Raw genomic sequence first — 16,445 nt, forward strand, 5'->3', positions numbered from 1 at the left:
ATCATCCAATACCAATAATAGGGAAGGGTTGTCTCGCAGTAGAATTTTTCTACTGGTGAGACAGCCCTTTTTTATTGAGCATGAACATCTTCTAAGCAATATCTTCTAAGAAACAGCTTTGAATCGTCCGGGTTATGCCTGAACAGCCGGAAAAGAAGGAGAAGGTCTGGACGTCCGGGTCAGTGAAAACAGCTCAAGCTCCGGCCGGGAAATGCCTGCCAGGGTATCGGCCAGGAGTTCTGCCGCGATCATGCTGTAGACGGTTCCGTTGCCGCCATAGCCTTCGATGAAATAACAGTGGGGATATTCCGGATGGGGGCCGATAAAAGGCAGGCCGTCATGGGAGGTCCCGAATACACCGCCCCAGGCGAACTCTGCAGCTGCCCCCTTAATCTCGGGGAAGAGGGCTTCAAGCTCTTCAAGCAGCCGCCGGCTCCGGGACCGGACTCTGGCCTCGCGTTGCCCAGGATCAGATAGCTGCTCATCCTTGCCCCCGGCAATGATACGCCCGTCTTTCGTTGTGCGGAAATACAAATAAGGCCGGGCCGTTTCCCAGATCAGGCTTTGTTCATGCCAGTGGGGGAGGTTCTTCAAAGGCCGGGTCATCATGGCGTAGGTATAAATCAGCTCGGCTCCCCGGTCCTTTTTCATCTCCTGGGTTTCATAGCCCAAGGCAAAAATAACATGGTTGGCAAAGATGCGGCCGCTCTCTGTATAACAGGTTACCCCTTCCGTTCCAAAATCAAAATGACGGGCCTTCGTATGCTCATATACACGGACACCGCTTGCGTGTGCTTTATGAATGAGACTGTGCAGCATCCGGAACGGGTTCGTTTCCACATCCCCTCGGGAGTAGATGGCTGCTGGTTTGGCGAAGGAGTAATGGGCCCTGATTTTGTCTTCCTCCCAGAATTCTGTGTCAAAACCATGCGCGGCCAAATGTTCATGCTCCAGCTTCAGCGCGGCAACATCCTCCGGAAAGCTCGCATACAGCAGGCTGCTTCTGGGAATAATGTGCGGATCAATATCCAGTGTGCCCGGCAGCTTCAGGATATCCCCAATCGCCTTGCGGCATAGCTTGTAGAATAATAGGCCGTTATCTGCTCCAAAAGTATTCATGCAGGAGGTCAAGGATTTGTCGTTAGCAACCTTTAGCAATCCGGTGTTGGCAAACGTACTGCCGTTTCCCACTGCATATTTATCAATCAATACGGTACTGGCTCCGCTTGAGGACAAGCGGTAAGATGCCATCGCCCCTCCCATACCTCCGCCTACGATCAGGCAATCGCATGTGATATCCCCATCCAGCACAGGATAAACAGGAAAATGAGGCAAGGTTCTCTCCCAGGGCGCCTGCCCGCTGATTAATTTCATCTGTTGATCTCCCCTTAAATGAGATTCGGATAAGGTAGTATTGGTCGCTGTACTGACTCTCATACATCGCTGCCTGCTTCAATAGGCTGGGAGTTGTGCATTTTAACACATATTTAGCCTCCATGCGCGCATACTAAAGCTGCTTGAACCATTTTGAAGGAGGGAACAGTGAATATGCAATCTACGCAAATGCAGCCGCTTAGCGGAAAAGAACTGGACTATATTGCCGACTCCATCTCCAATGAGGATTTGCTGATCAAGCAGCTGGCGGCTACCGCCGGCAGCACGCAGAACTCGACAGTTAACCAGATTTGCAATCAGCAGATCCAGAGCCATACCCACCATTTGGGAGTGCTCGTTCAGCTTTTGCAGCAGCACCAGCAATATGCCCCCACACAACCCCAGCAGTAAGTGAGCTTTCAGCATGCTGAATCTAATTCATATTCAAGGAGGTTATTAAGTGTACACACAAAACGGACAATTTATGGCGGATGAAGATCTGTTGACTATGATTTTGGATGACCTGAAACGGACAGTACGCGAATATACGACAGCGGCGACAGAATCAAACTGTCAAACTGTGCGCCGGGCTTTCACTGACCTGACTCTGGATACACTGCGGATTCAGGGGGATCTGTACAACCAGATGTCGCAGATGGGATTCTATAAAGCACCTGACAAAGCCCTCCGGCAAGCCGTCGACAAACAGATCCAAAGTGCACAGCAGATCCAGCAGAAAAGCCAGCAGTTTGTGCAGCAGAAAATGAATGGCACCGGTGATTTCAGACAGGCTCCGAATGTGCCGCAGCATCAGCCTAACGTGCACAGTTCCTATTATATGTAACCCGGCTGCCTTCCGTCCGACGCAGCAGAGCTAATCGCTCACGGATTCCTGACGGAAGCGGCTGCTTCAGTATAATGCAATCCGTTAACCCCGCTCCTGCGGGGTTATTTTGTTTGCAGTGATGCCATTTTCATGTCATATTAGTATTAAACTCTTTTCGCAGGAGGGAAGGCATGAAGGAAATGAATGATTTGAAGAGGAAAGTGCTGGAACTGCTCAAGGAGGACGCGCGCAGCTCTACAGCGCTGATGGCGACATTGCTTGGAGCGGAAGAAGAAGATGTCAAACAGGCCATTGAAGAAATGGAAAGAGACCATGTAATCGTAAAATATGCGACAGTCGTGAATTGGGATAAGGTCAGCGATGAACGGGTAACCGCACTGATCGAGGTTCAGATTACACCGGAGCGGGGCCGCGGCTTTGAAGGGATTGCCGAACGGATCTATTTATATCCGCAGGTGAAATCGGTCTATCTGATGTCAGGCGCCTATGACCTCTTGGTTGAAGTTGAAGGCCGGAATCTGCGGGAGGTAGCCAACTTTGTCTCCGAGAAGCTGTCGCCGATTGACGCAGTCCTCTCTACCAAAACCAATTTTACGCTTAAAAAATACAAACAGGATGGTATCATCTTTGAAGAGCATGAGGAAGACAACCGTCTCATGATATCTCCGTAAAGGAAGTAATCATATGATCACGAATAACAGTCAGCAAACCGGAGATACAGGCAAATCCATGCATTCTTATTTGGCCCCGCTGGTCCAGCAGATTCAGCCTTCGGGCATCCGCAAGTTTTTTGATCTGGCGGCAGGCAGCAAAGATATTATCTCCCTTGGGGTCGGAGAGCCGGACTTCAAGACGCCTTGGCATGTCAGGGAAGCCTGCGTATATTCGCTGGAGAGGGGGTTCACCGGCTATACCTCGAATGCGGGCATGCCGGAGCTGCGGGAAGGCATCGCCGAATACCTGTACACCCGTTTCGAAGTAGAATACAATCCGGCCAATGAGATCATCGCCACAGTAGGCGGCAGTGAAGCGATTGATCTGGCGCTGCGCGCCTTAATCTCGCCCGGAGATGAAATTCTAATTCCGGAGCCCTGCTATATTTCCTACTCGCCGATTACTGCAATAGGCGGAGGGATTCCCGTAGGCATTGAGACATTCGGGGAGGATAACTTCAAGCTTACCGCCGAGGGGCTGGAAGCCAAGATTACTCCGCGTTCCAAAATCCTCATTCTCTGTTATCCCAGCAATCCGACAGGAGCGATCATGAGCCGTGAGGATTGGGAACCAATCGCCAGGGTTGTGGAGAAACATGATCTCATCGTGATTTCAGATGAAATCTATGCCGAGCTGACGTACAGCGGCGCCCATGTCAGCTTCGCTTCCCTGCCGGGCATGAAGGACCGGACCATTCTGGTCAGCGGTTTTTCCAAGGCTTTTGCCATGACAGGCTGGCGAATGGGTTATGCTTGCGGCCACCCGGATCTGATCGCCGCTATGCTGAAGATCCACCAGTACACCGTCATGTGCGCACCTTCCATGGGCCAGGTGGCCGCGCTGGAGGCACTGACCAACGGCATGGAGGAGAAGGACCGGATGGTTGATTCGTATAACCAGCGCCGCCGCCTGATTGTCAAAGGCTTGCGCGATGCCGGGCTGGAATGCCATGAACCGCAGGGCGCATTTTATGCGTTTCCGAGCATTCGCCGGACCGGACTGACCTCTGACGAGTTCGCCCAGCGCCTGCTGCTTGAACACAAGGTAGCCGCAGTTCCAGGCAGTGTTTTCGGATTAGGGGAGAAGGGTATCTGCGCTGCTCTTACGCCACTTCCGTCTCCCAGCTGAATGAAGCCGTTGAACGGATAGGGGCATTCGTCTCACAGCTTGAACGCGAACGAACGGAGTAATGCAGCAAGAATGAAGTAAATCGGACTATGGCGGATCTTCCTGTTCTATGGTATTATTTTACTCTGGGAACAAGAAACACCTGTATAAGTAAAATATAAGAATTTATATGCTTCACGCTATAAATTATCCTTATATTTCTCGCTGAAACGGGTACCGTCCTTTTAAGGACGGTGTAGCCGTTTCTGCTTGTTACAAGGATTTTCTTTTCTGAATAATACATTTAGGAGGGATGATTGTGCTCAGCGCCGATTATTACTTGCCTTCCTTCGGCGGCGAATGTTTGACCGGAAGCGGCAAACGGCCCCCCAAAGGTGATGTTAACGCACGCAGACTCTCTCTGGAGGATGAGATCCTCACACTCCGCAGCAGGATGGAACAGCTTTTTGTACAGGAGAATTCCTTCACTTCGGCTAAGGTGATTGAAATCAGCAGCCTGCTGGACCTGAAAATAAACGAATACATGAAGGGGCATTCCCGCCGGCGCTAGGCTGGTGATGCTCTTGACCAGGGACCTTCGGGTCCCTTTTTGGTGTCCGTATCACCCGCAGACAAGTCACTAGAAATTTTGATTGATTTTCACCAGCAGCTCTTTGAGGAGCTTCTGCTCATCGCTCGAAAGGGGGTGAACGATTTCAGCCTCTACTTGTTGAAACGACCTTTTGAACTCTTCAATTAATTCAACGCCTTTAGGCAGTACATATATATTTTTTTGCCGCTCGTTATGGGCCGGAATTTTGCGTTCGATGTATCCCTTTTTTTCAAGACCTTGAAGTATGCTCGTAATGCTTGCCCCGCGGGCATGGAACCGGTCGGAGAGATCCCTCTGAATTACCCCCTTCTCTTGATGCTTATGAATATATTCGATCATTTTTCCCTGCTGGGCATTTAATCCTAATTCTCTGATGCTGTCGTCAGCCCGTCTTTTCAACTTCAGCCCGATGAGCTGCAGTAATTCCAGATAGGGTGTATCCTGCTGAGTATCCATTAACGTTTGTCCTCCTTACGCTAAAACTATTAAAGTTCTAACTGTCAATAATGAAACTTTATTAGGATTCTAAATAATTGTCAACGGAATATTAGTGAATTGACAATTAGAATTCTAATAGTTAAAATACAATCAATCGGTTGGTCGTTAAGACGGACTGAACAAACTGAGGAGGTCATAAAATGAGCAGCGGCGAACAAAGTCATCCAATGGCAGGGGTAACGGCTATTACGAATGCCCGTATTTTTGATGGGGAGAAGGTTATCAGCGCAAGGCATATTATCATTCAAGAGGGCACGATCATCGCTGTGGGGGAGAGATTCCGGCACATGCGGCCGTGATTGATGCGGAGAATGCAATGTTAATGCCTGGTCTTATTGATGCGCACGTTCATACCTCCATCGGCGGGTTGCGGGATGCCCTCAAATTCGGCGTAACAACTGAACTTGAGATGAATGGCGGTTTTACGGAAAAAGGGCGTGAAATTCAATTGCAGAATTTGGGCGGCGTCGCAGACGTTCGTTCGGCCGGCATGGCTGTCACGGCTCCAGGCGGTCATCCCGACGAATTATTGCCGGATGATGGTGAGATTCCTGATTTTGTGCTAAAAGAATTAGAGAAGTTAACGGAGAAAGACCGGAATGCGATGCTCGAAGCTTTTGCCCATGATCATGATGAGGCACCTCAAGTGACAAGCATAGAGGAAGCGGTCAAGCATGTTCATACTCAAGTGGAGAATGGCGCCGATTATATTAAAATTATGATTGAAGAAGGAACAGTCATGGGGGTACCGGGACTTCCCGTTTTAAGCGAAGATATTCTAAAAGCGGCTGTAAGAGAAGCGCATAAGCTGAATAAAATCGTCCTGGCCCACGTGTTGACAGCTGACTCTTCGCAATCTGCCATCCGAATTGGTGTTGACGGTCTCGCCCACCTATTTATCGACCGGCCTGAATCAACGTCCGAAGTAGTGGCAGCTATTAAAGATTCCGGTGCATTTGTTACACCATGTTTGGTATTGAACGCGTCGATCACCGGAAATCCGGCGTCCGAACTGGCTGGCGATCCGCGGGTGAACTCGAAATTAAGCCAGGAATGGATTGATATCCTGAATTCCAGCTTCAATACGTATCCGCAAGGGAGCTTGGACAACAGCTTCAAAAGCGTGATGGAGCTTCACAAGGCCGGAGTCGATATTCTCGTCGGGACTGACGTCTCCCCCGTTCCGCTCCACAACCTCGGAGGTCTGGCTCATGGAGCCAGCGTTCATCATGAGATGCAATTGCTGGTGCAGGCTGGTTTTACTCCTGTTGAAGCTCTACAGTCAGCTACCTCCAAGCCGGCCCGCCGCTTTGGTCTCCAGGACCGGGGGCGCATTGCCGAAGGCTTGCGTGCGGATCTGGTATTGGTGGATGGTGATCCGACAACCAGCATTTCGGACAGCCTATCTATCCAAGCGGTGTGGTTAAAAGGAGAGGGGCAGCAGATTCATTAGAAATCGTATATAAAGTTATTGGTGGACTGTTCTCCCCTGCCGAGCACGGCAGGGGATTGTCTTGTAACCGTAAGTTTGTTCTTATATATGAGATTTACACATCACTCCTTATAATAGTAGTTAAGTGCCCCGAATTTCCTGTCATCCTTGGCTACCGAGAAAAATCCCGAAGTGGCGGAGCATCTGGTGCTGCTAATGAAAAACCACAATCAGCAGGCTATGTTCATACATAAGCTGGAGCTATACAACAGAGAGAAAGCGGTTGCAGTCAAAGAGAAGCTCTATTTTTTAATAGGAGAATATAAGCTGGACCGCAAGCGGGATTTCATCAAGCTGCTGACAGACGGGGGATTCCGCTATCAAGTCATACCGGGTGCCGGGCACGGCATCAACCATGAGCAGCCGGAGGCCGTCAATCGGGAAATCGTGAGCTTTTTGCTTGGGCAGAAGGTGGAGAGATGATTATGGACTGGTGCTGTTATTCTCCGTCCATGGACGGAGAGCGGGAACATGCGGCAGCCCGATGAGGGGCTCCGGCTATAGGGCATATAATGATCTCATACGAGCGTACATGCGGCGCCGGCTGTGCTGCACAAGAAAGAGGATGAGAATCATGTTGAAGGCTGAAATGCTGCGGGACCCGGGTACTTTTGACAGATTGGAGCTAACGCCTGCCGGGGCCGTGAACCCGGTAAATGGACAATGTTATCCGTGGGAGCACGGATTTTTTGTGTTTCTGAATGAGGCTGATACGGAAGGCAGCAACAAAAAGTATATGGAAATGTACAATAAAATCGCCCGTTTTTACCGGCTGAGCAACAAAGCCTATTTCGCACTTAAATTTGGCGGGGAACGGAACTATAGACGACAGTTTCTCTCCATGCTTGAGCTGCGGGACGGCGATCATGTGCTGGAGACCTCAGTGGGCAGCGCCGATAATTTCCCCTATATTGATGCAAAGGCTGAGTTCTATGGATTGGATATCTCCAGCGGGATGCTGAAGCAGGCGGTCCGCAATCTGCGGCGCTGGAGGCTGAAGGCTGAGTTGTTTCAGGGGCAAGCAGAGGACCTGCCTTTTCAGGACAAGATGTTTGACTGTGTGTATCATGTAGGGGGCATCAATTATTTCGGTGATCCGGGCCGTGCGGTGCTGGAGATGATCCGGGTGGCGAAAAGCGGCACCAGGCTGATGATTGCCGATGAGACGGAGAAGCTGGTCCAAGGAACCTATGAGAAGGTGCCGGTGGTCAAGGGTTATTTTGAGAAGGGGAAGGATTTGCCGGGCATTCTGGGGTTGATTCCGGAGAACATGCTGGAGATTGAATACAGGGAAGTCTGCAAAGGGTTGATGTACTGCATAACATTCAGGAAACCGTAAATGCAGCAGAATAGCTGCTGCTTACCCCGGCTCAGGATTTTGCATAACAGAAATTCCGGTCTTTGTTTGCCTAATGTGCATGGGAACGTATAAACTAATTACATGTGACTTATTAGACAGGGGGACAAACAATGGCGATCTATACACGTACGGGTGACAAAGGGGAAACCTCGGTTATTGGCGGCAGAGTGGGCAAGGATGATGTGCGCGTGGAGGCCTACGGCACGATTGATGAGCTGAACAGCTTTGTCGGCCAGGCGCGCAGCCTGATGGAGGACGCGAAGTTCGCAGATGTCCGGGAGCAGCTGCTGGAGATTCAGCATGAGCTGTTCGATTGCGGTTCTGATCTGGCTTTTGTGAAGCTTAGCGAGAACAAATATAAGGTGAAAAGCGAGATGGCGGAACGCCTTGAAGGCTGGATCGATGCCCTGCAGGCGGAGAATCCGGTGCTGGAGCGCTTCATCCTGCCGGGGGAAGCCAGCTCTCTTCTGTGCTGCATGTCTGCCGCACGGTATGCCGCCGTGCGGAACGGCGTGCGGTGACGCTGGGCCGGAGTGCGGATATCAACCAGGAGGCTGTGATTTATCTGAACCGGCTGTCGGATTACTTTTTTGCGCTGGCCCGCACGGCCAATACACGCCTGGGGATTGCTGATGTAGAATATGTGCGCAGCAAAAAGGTGTTCCGCAACTAAGATGACAACGGGCTATTATTCACCAATTACCTATCAAGTGCCGCCGTCTGAGGACGGCTGGCTGCTGAAAACCATTCTGCAGAAGCGGATGGATGTGTCCCGCAAGCTGCTGTCCCGGCTCAAAATGACCGAGCAGGGCATTATGCTGAATGGAGAACGGGTCTACATTAGCGTCCGGGTCAACGCAGGAGATGCCGTGCAAATCCGTATGGAGCAGGAGACCTCGGAGGACATTTTGCCGCAGCCGCTTCCTTTTGAGATCCTCTATGAGGATGAGCATCTGCTGGTTGTCAACAAGGCCGCCGGGATGATTGTGCATCCGACCCACGGGCATTATACGGACACATTGGCGAACGGAGTCGTCTATTACTGGGCGCAAAAGGGCGAGCAGTTCCGCTTCCGTCCCGTCCACCGGCTGGATCAGGAGACATCCGGCGTGCTGGTTATTGCGAAGAATCCCTACAGCCACCAGCATATTTCCGAGCAGATGATTGCCGGAACTGTGGACAAGCGCTACAACGCTTGGGTTCACGGCGTTCCTCCTGTGCTGAGCGGCGATATCGACGGTCCGATCGACCGCGACCCGGCGGAGCCGCACCGGCGGATCGTGACGCCGGACGGCTATCCTTCCTTGACCCGCTACGAGGTCAAGGAGGTGTACCCCGGCGCAGCCAAGGTCGAGCTGAAGCTGGAGAGCGGCCGCACCCATCAGATCCGGGTGCATATGGGCTCTATCGGCTGCCCGCTGATCGGTGACGGCATGTACCGTCACCCGCTCTATAGCAAGGCGGGCCTGCCGGCCGGGGAGCCAGGGGCACGGGTCCCGGAGCGAGTGCAGCTGGAGCGGGTAGCGGAGCTGGATGCGGGGGAGCGAGCGCAATTGGAGCGGATAGCGGAGCTGGATGCATCCATTTCGCGCCAGGCGCTGCACGCGGTGCGGTTGTCCTTCCAGCATCCGGTGCTGCGCACGGAGCTGGCGTTTGAAGCTCCGCTGCCGCCGGATCTGGCGCTGCTTCAGGCGAAGCTGCAGCGGGAGGCGGCGGCAGCGCCGGCGCCCGGCTGTGATCGAAATGAGAGGTGAAAATACCTTTGAAATCGCCTCGCGCAAACGCGCTATACGCAGAAGGAGATTTTTAACTCTACTATTTACTTTAACTTACTCAACCCATTAATCTCAGTATACACCGGAGGAGCAGCCGATGAGTCATCTAAAAGTCTATCAATATCCTAAATGCAGCACGTGCCGCAGTGCGGTAAAGTGGTTAAAGGAGGCAGGCCATGAGCTGGAGCTGCAGCATATCGCCGAGCAGCCGCCTACCGTCCAAGAACTGCGCGTGCTGGTGGCGAACAGCGGGCTTGAGCTGAAGAAGTTTTTTAATACAAGCGGTGAGGTCTATAAGAACCTTGGCCTTAAGGACAAGCTGCCGGGTCTCAGTGAAGAAGAGCAGCTGGACCTGCTGTCCAGGCACGGCATGCTGATCAAACGTCCGGTTGTCACTGACGGCAAGAAGGTTACTGTGGGATTTAAGGAAGAGCAATACAGCCAATCTTGGTCAATGTAGCCACCCGGATTTCCCTGTTGCGTAAGAACCGTCCAAGCTATGCCGTTAATCCAGTCCGCCGAATCGTATTGTACCTCCGGGACAGCGTTCTGAATTGACATTACTTTAACCCGGCGTTGATACTGTGATAATTTTTCCGCTTTAAAGTAAACATGAGAGAGCCAACTTAAAGCCGCAGGGTAGGAGACGAGGAGAAAACCCTCTATGCGTCAAAGTGAATGCAGGCCCGTTTCGGGTTTGATTTCACCTTGACGGATTGCAGGGTTTTTTGTGCTGCTCAGATTACACTACGACATTTGGGAGGGTACAACCGCAGATGCAAAAAGTGCAAAAAGTGCGAAAAGCAAAAAAGCTTGTGAACCTGGTGGCAATTGCCGCTATATTGACCGGCCTACTGGATACGTCATTTTTGCCCGCAACCGTTTCGGCTGCAATGTCTTCTACAGCGGCGACTGAATCTTCATCCCCGGTGACAGCAGAGTCACCAGGATCTGCGAATGTACCAGCGGAACCAGCAGCAGCGATACCTGTACAGTCAGCAGCTGCCGAGCCTGGAAGAGCGGCGGCTGAGGTCAAACGGACATCGACCGCTCCGGTTATTGACGGCAAACTGGACGAAGGTTTCTGGAGTCTCCACGAGTCATTAAGCGTGCGGACCGGGGAGCCGGCAGGGGAGAACAGCAGCTTCGGGCTGCTGTGGGACAGCACCTATTTATACATTGCTGTGGATGCGCCTGACAGCACACCGGTCTACGACGGTGCGGGATATTGGTTCGATCAGGACAATCTGAATCTGTTCCTGGACCCGACGCTGCACCGGTCATCCCCTTTTGCGAAGGATGATATGCAGATTGGCATCCTTTACCGTCCGGGCAGCAGCACGCCTGAATTCCGTTTTGGGGCGGCGCTGAACAATCATCAGGGCAAGGATGAGAAGCAGATACTGCGTTCTATCCACCAGAACGGGGAAGGCTGGAGTGCGGAAATTGCTGTACCTTGGGAGATGCTGGGCCTGGACCCGCATCTGACGAAGCAATTGGGGCTGGAACTGAGTGTGACTGACCGGCTGGAGAAATCTGACGCCACAGCGCAGCGCACAGGGTACTGGAGCGCCTACAATTCCTCCAGCTTCTGGAATGATACCTCCGGCTATGGAGTCATTACGTTAAGTGACGAACAACCGGTCAGCGGGGAGGTTAATCCAATACTGCTGGAGGAGAATTTCGACGGTTATGCGGATGGAGCCATACCTGAAGACTGGATTGCCGACGGGAGTGCAGGCAGCAGCCCGTTTGCGGTAGTGCGGGAGCCGAGTGTGGTGACGGAAGCAACATACAATTCAGGCCAAGACATTGCCAGCGTTATGGAAGCAACCTACGACACAGACCAAGACCAAAACATTAACAGTGTTACGGAAGCCGTCTATAACAATGGCAGATTGCGGTTTGACGGCAATGCCGCCGGACGGCAGGGCCGGATTGTGGCCCCGGTGCAGGCGGATCATTATACGATTGAAGCGGATGTCCGCTTCGAAAGTGTGCTGAACAGTGCCCGCTGGGCTGCGCTTATGTTCCGCGTCCCGGCCAACGGCAAACTGCCGTATTACCAGATGGCGGTGCGCCAGAACGGGAAATACGAGCTGGCCTACCGGAAGCCGGACGGGAACTGGAATGTGATGTCGGACGGAAGTGGTGCACCGCTTGCCTTGAACAAGGATTATACAATGAAGGTCCGTGTCTTCGGCGATAACGTCAAGGAATACATCAAGGCCAAGGATGAGGCGGATTATACTCTGCTGCTGGACAAACCGCTTGAGAATGGGCTGCTGGATAAAGGCAAAGTGGGCTTCCAGGTTGATCAGTCGGCGGTTTCTTTTGACAACCTGAAGGTGACACGGATTACAGCCGACCGTCTGGAGCTGGATCTGCCGCAGCAGGCGGAAGCGCTGGCAGGCCCGCTGACGGTAACAGCTTCGGTGTATTATTCTGACGGGCTGACAGAGCCGGTGCAGGCAAATGGCTTGAAGCTGTACTCTTCCGACGAGAGCATTGTGCGGATCGTCAACAATCAGCCGGTGCCGGTCAAAGAAGGGCAGGCAACGGTCACAGCCGTCTACTATCAGGCGGAGGCCAGCCGTCTGCTGACCGTTACGCCTTCCAAGACAGGGGCAAAGGTGCTGAGCCTCAGCCACGAAACCGGCTATGTGCTGGAACAGACTGGCCGGGAGCTGGCACTTGACACACTGACGTTCCACGCGGAATCCAGCGACTACAGCTCGGCAGAACTGAAGGGGGATGCGCTGGAATGGAGCACAGACAGCAAGGGGGTTATTCTCGGCAAAGACGGGATAGCTGTCGAGACGGAGGGCATACATCAGCTGACCGGGCGGAAGGATGATGCTGTTATCAGATTAATTCTGGTGGCCAAAAAACCGGAAGCCAAGGAATACGTTTTGTTTGAGGATAACTTTGACAGCACACCGGAGGGGACGCTTCCAGACGGCTGGAAAAGGGTGCAGGGCATGACAGCCGGCAAAGCTGCCGTGAAGGGGGGAGCGCTGGAGCTGAACGCCACGGCGGCCCCGGACAATCCGTTGCGCGTAATGCTGCCGGATTATCTAAGCCTGTTTGGCAACTATGTGATTGAAGCTGATGTCACCCACACGGACGCAGCAAATGCCTCGCGCTGGAATTCGGTGATGTTCCGGGTCCAGCAGGGCGATTACCCGTATTACCAGATGGCGGTGCGCAAAGATCCTTCCGCTGCCAATGGTGTGGAATTCGCCGAGCGGACGGCGGCCAATCAATGGAATGTAATGGAGAGAGGCTCCTATACGGAGCCGCTGGCCGAGGGTACGCCGCTGCACTATACGATCAAGGCTTACGGCAACCAGGTTCAGGAGTGGATTAACAATCAGCTGATGATCGAGACGCTTCGGGCGAACAGTTATGCCAAAGGCGGGATTGGCCTGCAGGCGGACAGCAGCAGGATGCGGGTCGATAACCTTCGGGTGACCTTGCTGGAGGAACCGCTGCCGGCACCTGTGATCGAGCCCTTCATTAAAGTGGCGGAGCCGGAAACCCAAATTGCGCTTGCTCCGACGATTGTTACAGAGATCAAGCAGTCAAGCGACCTTGGCAAGCTGGCCGCAGACCAGCTTCCGGCCACGGCAATCCTGCATCTGAACCCGGAGCTGATGGTGATTGAGCCGGGAACCGGAGCGGTAATTGCAGCTCTGCCTGAAGTGCTGGCGGGAGCCGGGAACCGGGTAATCCCTGCTTTGTATGTCCATGATGCGCTGACGGTGGACCGGCTGGTGCAGGTGCTGCGGGAGCGCGGGCTGGAGGACGTGTTCGTGGTTTCGGAGCAAGGGGAACTGATTAAGCGGGCCAGGGCGGCTTACCCGATGGCACGCGGCATTCTTGACTTCACCGCTGCGGAGAATCCGGGACCGGAGGAACTGCTGGAGATGCGCCGTGCCACAGCGGCCAGCGGAGCGAGAGTAGCGATGCTGGCTGAGAATGCAGCGACCCGCGGGAATACGGCGTATCTGCAGAAGCTGGCGGTAATGGTCTGGAGTGAGGCGAAGACACCTGCGCCTTCCGGCACGGCGGCCGGATTGCATCAATTGATCACAGCCGGCGTGAACGGTCTGGTAACGGATGTACCCGCTGCGGCTCATGCGGCACTGGCGCTGTACAACCGCGATACCACGCTGATCCGCAAGGTGTATATCATTGGACACCGCGGGATGCCTTCCGTGTCGCCGGAGAATACAATCGAAAGCAACAGGCTGGCACTGGATGCCGGGGCGGATTTTATCGAAAATGACATGTTCCTGACTACGGACGGACATCTGATCATCACGCACTCCCCGGTGCTGGAGACCACAACGGACGGGAGCGGACCGGTGGAGAATTATTCACTGGAGCAGCTTAAAACCTACAATGCCAACAAGACTTACCCGGAGGGCTTCCCGCTCGTGAGAATGCCGACCCTGGATGAGCAGCTGGAGCTGGCGCGTTCGCGCGGCAGGCTGGTGTATGCCGAGATCAAGACGCAGACGCCTGAGGCGGTGGATGCCTTTGTCCGCACAGTGAAGGAGCACAAAGCAGAGGATATTGTAAATGTGATGTCTTTTTACCCGGCCCAGCTGGAGCGGCTGAATAAACTGATGCCGGAAATTCCCGCCGGACTGCTGACCGGTTATATCGCCAGCGAAAATAACGTGGAAGGCTCACTGCGGGATACGCTGAAGACGGTATCGAAGCTTAATCTCACCTTCAATACGGATTACAACGGGCTTGGACCGGAGTTCATGGAGGCGGCGAAACACCGCGGCCTGCTCATCTCCCCCTGGACGCTTAACAAACGCGAGGATGTGATCCGCTTCCTGAAGCTTGGAGCCTTCGGCATCACTACAGACTATGCCTATTGGGCATCCGATTGGGCGGCCTCACTGAGTGCGAAGCAAGCCCGGATTGAATTGAATATAGGTGAAGAGCGGAACCTTGAAGCCATCGTGGAGACCTATAAGGGCGAGCGCAAGGAGATCACGCCTGAGCTTGTATTCCTGGATGGGCAGGAACTGCTGCAGGCGGACAAAGGCCGGGTGAATGCCCGGAAACCGGGAACCGCCCATGTGCTGCTGCGTTACTCAGCTTCCATAGAGAACGGGGGCACGTATGATCTTTATTCGCAGCCGGTGGAAATTACGGTGCAAAGTGCTGCGGGTCCGACATCCACGCCAACACCGACAACAACGCCAACGGCAACACCGACTGCAACGCCAACAGCAACACCAACGGTAACACCGATAGCAACACCAACGGTAGTACCAACACCAACACTATCGCCGACGCCTGCGGCCACTATGGCACCAGGTAGTGGAGGCTATACTCCTCCGGGCGCAGCACCCGGATCTGGAAATACCAGCGTACCTGGAACTGTTGGCGTGACCCCTTCCCCGGCAGTGCCTGTACTTGAAGCGGTGGATGGCACAGTAGAGGCTGCTGTTCTGGAAAAAGCGTTCCGTTCCTCCGCGCAGGTGGCAGTCAACTTCACCGGCGATACGCTGGAGCTTCCGGCACCTGTGCTGCAGAACGCCGCGCACAGCGGGACCCTGCTGAAGGTGGCTCATACTGAAGCGAAGGCCGGATACATTCTCCCGCTGGAGCAGCTGCAGCTTGAACAGCTGGCTGCAGAGCTGGGCACAGGCTTGCAGGAGATGAAGCTTAAGGTTACCATCCGCAGACTGGATGGTGAAGCGGCGGCGGCAGTAACCCGCGCCGTGGAGCTGGCCGGTGGCCGGCAAATGGCCCCTGCGGTAGAGTTTAATCTTGAAGCGATGTCAGACGTCCGCTCAACTCCGGTCTTATCCGGTTCCCGTTATCTCACGCGTTCACTGGCCCTGGACTTGCCGGCTGGCAGCACGGCAACTGGAATAATGTTCTCGCCGGAGAAGGGAACCCTGTCCTTCGTGCCCGCCGGTTTCACAGGCGATGGAACCGGGGGAATGCTGCGCCAGATCCAGAGCGGCAGCAGTATCCTGAGCGTCATGACGCTGGATACATCATTCCGTGACCTGAACGGCCACTGGGCGGAGCGGCAGGCGAAGCAGCTGGCGGACAAATTGCTGCTGAACGGAACCGGCGGCGGCCGCTTTGAACCGGAGCGTGCGGTAACCCGGGCGGAATTCGCCGCCATGCTGGCCCGCGCGCTGGCCCTGCCAGCCGGTCAAGGCAGCGGGAAGGCGGCAGCCTGGCCGGATGTTCAGCCTGCGGACTGGTTCGCAGGCGACGTATCCGCCGCCGCCGCTGCCGGGCTGATCAGCGGCTTCGGCGACGGAACTCTCCGTCCGGATGCCAAGGTGACCCGCAGTGAGCAGGCGGTGATGCTGGCCCGCGCCCTGCGTTATATCGGGCAGAACGGCGCTGCTGGCGGCACAGCTGCGGAATCAGCGCCAGCCCTGGAGCTGTTCAAGGATGCGGCAGGCATCTCATGGGCGCGTGAGGAATGGACTATGGTCATTCAAGCCGGATTAATGAACGGTGTATCGCAAGAGCGGCTGATGCCGGGAATGAACGCCACCCGCGCCCAATCGGCCGTGCTGCTGCAGCGGTTCCTGAGCTTGGCGGGCTTTATCCAATGAAGTGTGGGCGGGACTCCGGTCCCGCCGTTAATACCGCGCTGACAAACGGCTGTT

Annotated in this window: 13 protein-coding genes and 2 pseudogenes; 13 read left to right on the forward strand and 2 right to left on the reverse strand. The window is 54.1% G+C overall.

What is annotated here, in order from left to right:
• Positions 1 to 132: 132 nt before the first annotated feature.
• Positions 133 to 1,374 carry an NAD(P)/FAD-dependent oxidoreductase gene (locus tag JI735_RS18545; RefSeq protein WP_039838120.1) on the reverse strand — a complete coding sequence of 414 codons (1,242 nt, stop codon included), beginning with the start codon at positions 1,372 to 1,374 and terminating at the stop codon, positions 133 to 135.
• Positions 1,375 to 1,548: 174 nt separating this feature from the next.
• Here JI735_RS18545 and JI735_RS18550 point away from each other — a divergent pair, with 174 nt between their 5' ends.
• The 5 genes and pseudogenes from JI735_RS18550 to JI735_RS18570 all read left to right on the forward strand — a co-directional run bounded on the left by JI735_RS18550 (position 1,549) and on the right by JI735_RS18570 (position 4,613).
• Positions 1,549 to 1,785 (forward strand): hypothetical protein, encoded by a 237-nt coding sequence (locus JI735_RS18550; protein ID WP_039838119.1) that lies wholly within the window; start codon positions 1,549 to 1,551, stop codon positions 1,783 to 1,785.
• Between the two features lie 49 nt (positions 1,786 to 1,834).
• The gene (locus JI735_RS18555) at positions 1,835 to 2,218 is read left to right on the forward strand and encodes a spore coat protein (RefSeq protein WP_039838118.1); all 384 of its coding nucleotides are present in this window, start codon (positions 1,835 to 1,837) and stop codon (positions 2,216 to 2,218) included.
• A gap of 173 nt (positions 2,219 to 2,391) precedes the next feature.
• Complete coding sequence (locus tag JI735_RS18560) at positions 2,392 to 2,892, forward strand: Lrp/AsnC family transcriptional regulator (RefSeq protein ID WP_039838117.1); 501 nt, start codon at positions 2,392 to 2,394, stop codon at positions 2,890 to 2,892.
• Between the two features lie 13 nt (positions 2,893 to 2,905).
• Positions 2,906 to 4,125: pseudogene (locus JI735_RS18565) on the forward strand (aminotransferase class I/II-fold pyridoxal phosphate-dependent enzyme).
• 230 nt (positions 4,126 to 4,355) lie between these two features.
• A complete protein-coding gene (locus tag JI735_RS18570) occupies positions 4,356 to 4,613 on the forward strand; it encodes an aspartyl-phosphate phosphatase Spo0E family protein (RefSeq protein ID WP_020432727.1) in 258 nt (85 codons plus the stop codon).
• A gap of 69 nt (positions 4,614 to 4,682) precedes the next feature.
• Here the strand turns inward: JI735_RS18570 and JI735_RS18575 are convergent, their stop codons facing one another.
• Positions 4,683 to 5,111, reverse strand: coding sequence for a MarR family winged helix-turn-helix transcriptional regulator (locus JI735_RS18575; protein WP_039838115.1), 429 nt, complete (start codon positions 5,109 to 5,111; stop codon positions 4,683 to 4,685).
• Between the two features lie 182 nt (positions 5,112 to 5,293).
• Between JI735_RS18575 and JI735_RS36035 the strand changes: the two genes are divergently transcribed.
• The 8 genes and pseudogenes from JI735_RS36035 (at position 5,294) to JI735_RS18610 (ending at position 16,391) form a co-directional block, all read left to right on the forward strand.
• Complete coding sequence (locus JI735_RS36035; RefSeq protein WP_233475962.1) at positions 5,294 to 5,452, forward strand: hypothetical protein; 159 nt, start codon at positions 5,294 to 5,296, stop codon at positions 5,450 to 5,452.
• Positions 5,449 to 6,606, forward strand: a complete 1,158-nt coding sequence (locus JI735_RS18580; RefSeq protein ID WP_233475963.1) for an amidohydrolase family protein — start codon at positions 5,449 to 5,451, stop codon at positions 6,604 to 6,606. Before JI735_RS36035 ends, JI735_RS18580 begins: the two co-directional genes overlap by 4 nt.
• A 147-nt stretch (positions 6,607 to 6,753) precedes the next feature.
• Positions 6,754 to 7,068, forward strand: a complete 315-nt coding sequence (locus JI735_RS18585) for an alpha/beta hydrolase family protein (protein WP_157771462.1) — start codon at positions 6,754 to 6,756, stop codon at positions 7,066 to 7,068.
• A 151-nt stretch (positions 7,069 to 7,219) separates the two neighbouring features.
• The gene (locus tag JI735_RS18590) at positions 7,220 to 7,984 is read left to right on the forward strand and encodes a class I SAM-dependent methyltransferase (RefSeq protein ID WP_157771461.1); all 765 of its coding nucleotides are present in this window, start codon (positions 7,220 to 7,222) and stop codon (positions 7,982 to 7,984) included.
• A gap of 131 nt (positions 7,985 to 8,115) precedes the next feature.
• Positions 8,116 to 8,678: pseudogene (locus JI735_RS18595) on the forward strand (cob(I)yrinic acid a,c-diamide adenosyltransferase).
• A gap of 1 nt (position 8,679) precedes the next feature.
• Positions 8,680 to 9,759: an RluA family pseudouridine synthase gene (locus tag JI735_RS18600; protein WP_202676282.1), complete on the forward strand. Its 1,080-nt coding sequence runs from the start codon at positions 8,680 to 8,682 to the stop codon at positions 9,757 to 9,759.
• 118 nt (positions 9,760 to 9,877) lie between these two features.
• Positions 9,878 to 10,240 carry an arsenate reductase family protein gene (locus JI735_RS18605; protein ID WP_039838110.1) on the forward strand — a complete coding sequence of 121 codons (363 nt, stop codon included), beginning with the start codon at positions 9,878 to 9,880 and terminating at the stop codon, positions 10,238 to 10,240.
• Between the two features lie 316 nt (positions 10,241 to 10,556).
• Entirely contained in the window at positions 10,557 to 16,391 is a 5,835-nt protein-coding gene (locus JI735_RS18610; protein WP_202676283.1) for a glycerophosphodiester phosphodiesterase family protein, read from the forward strand.
• Positions 16,392 to 16,445: the final 54 nt, after the last annotated feature.

This window comes from Paenibacillus sonchi (assembly GCF_016772475.1).
Lineage (GTDB): Bacteria > Bacillota > Bacilli > Paenibacillales > Paenibacillaceae > Paenibacillus_AQ > Paenibacillus_AQ sonchi.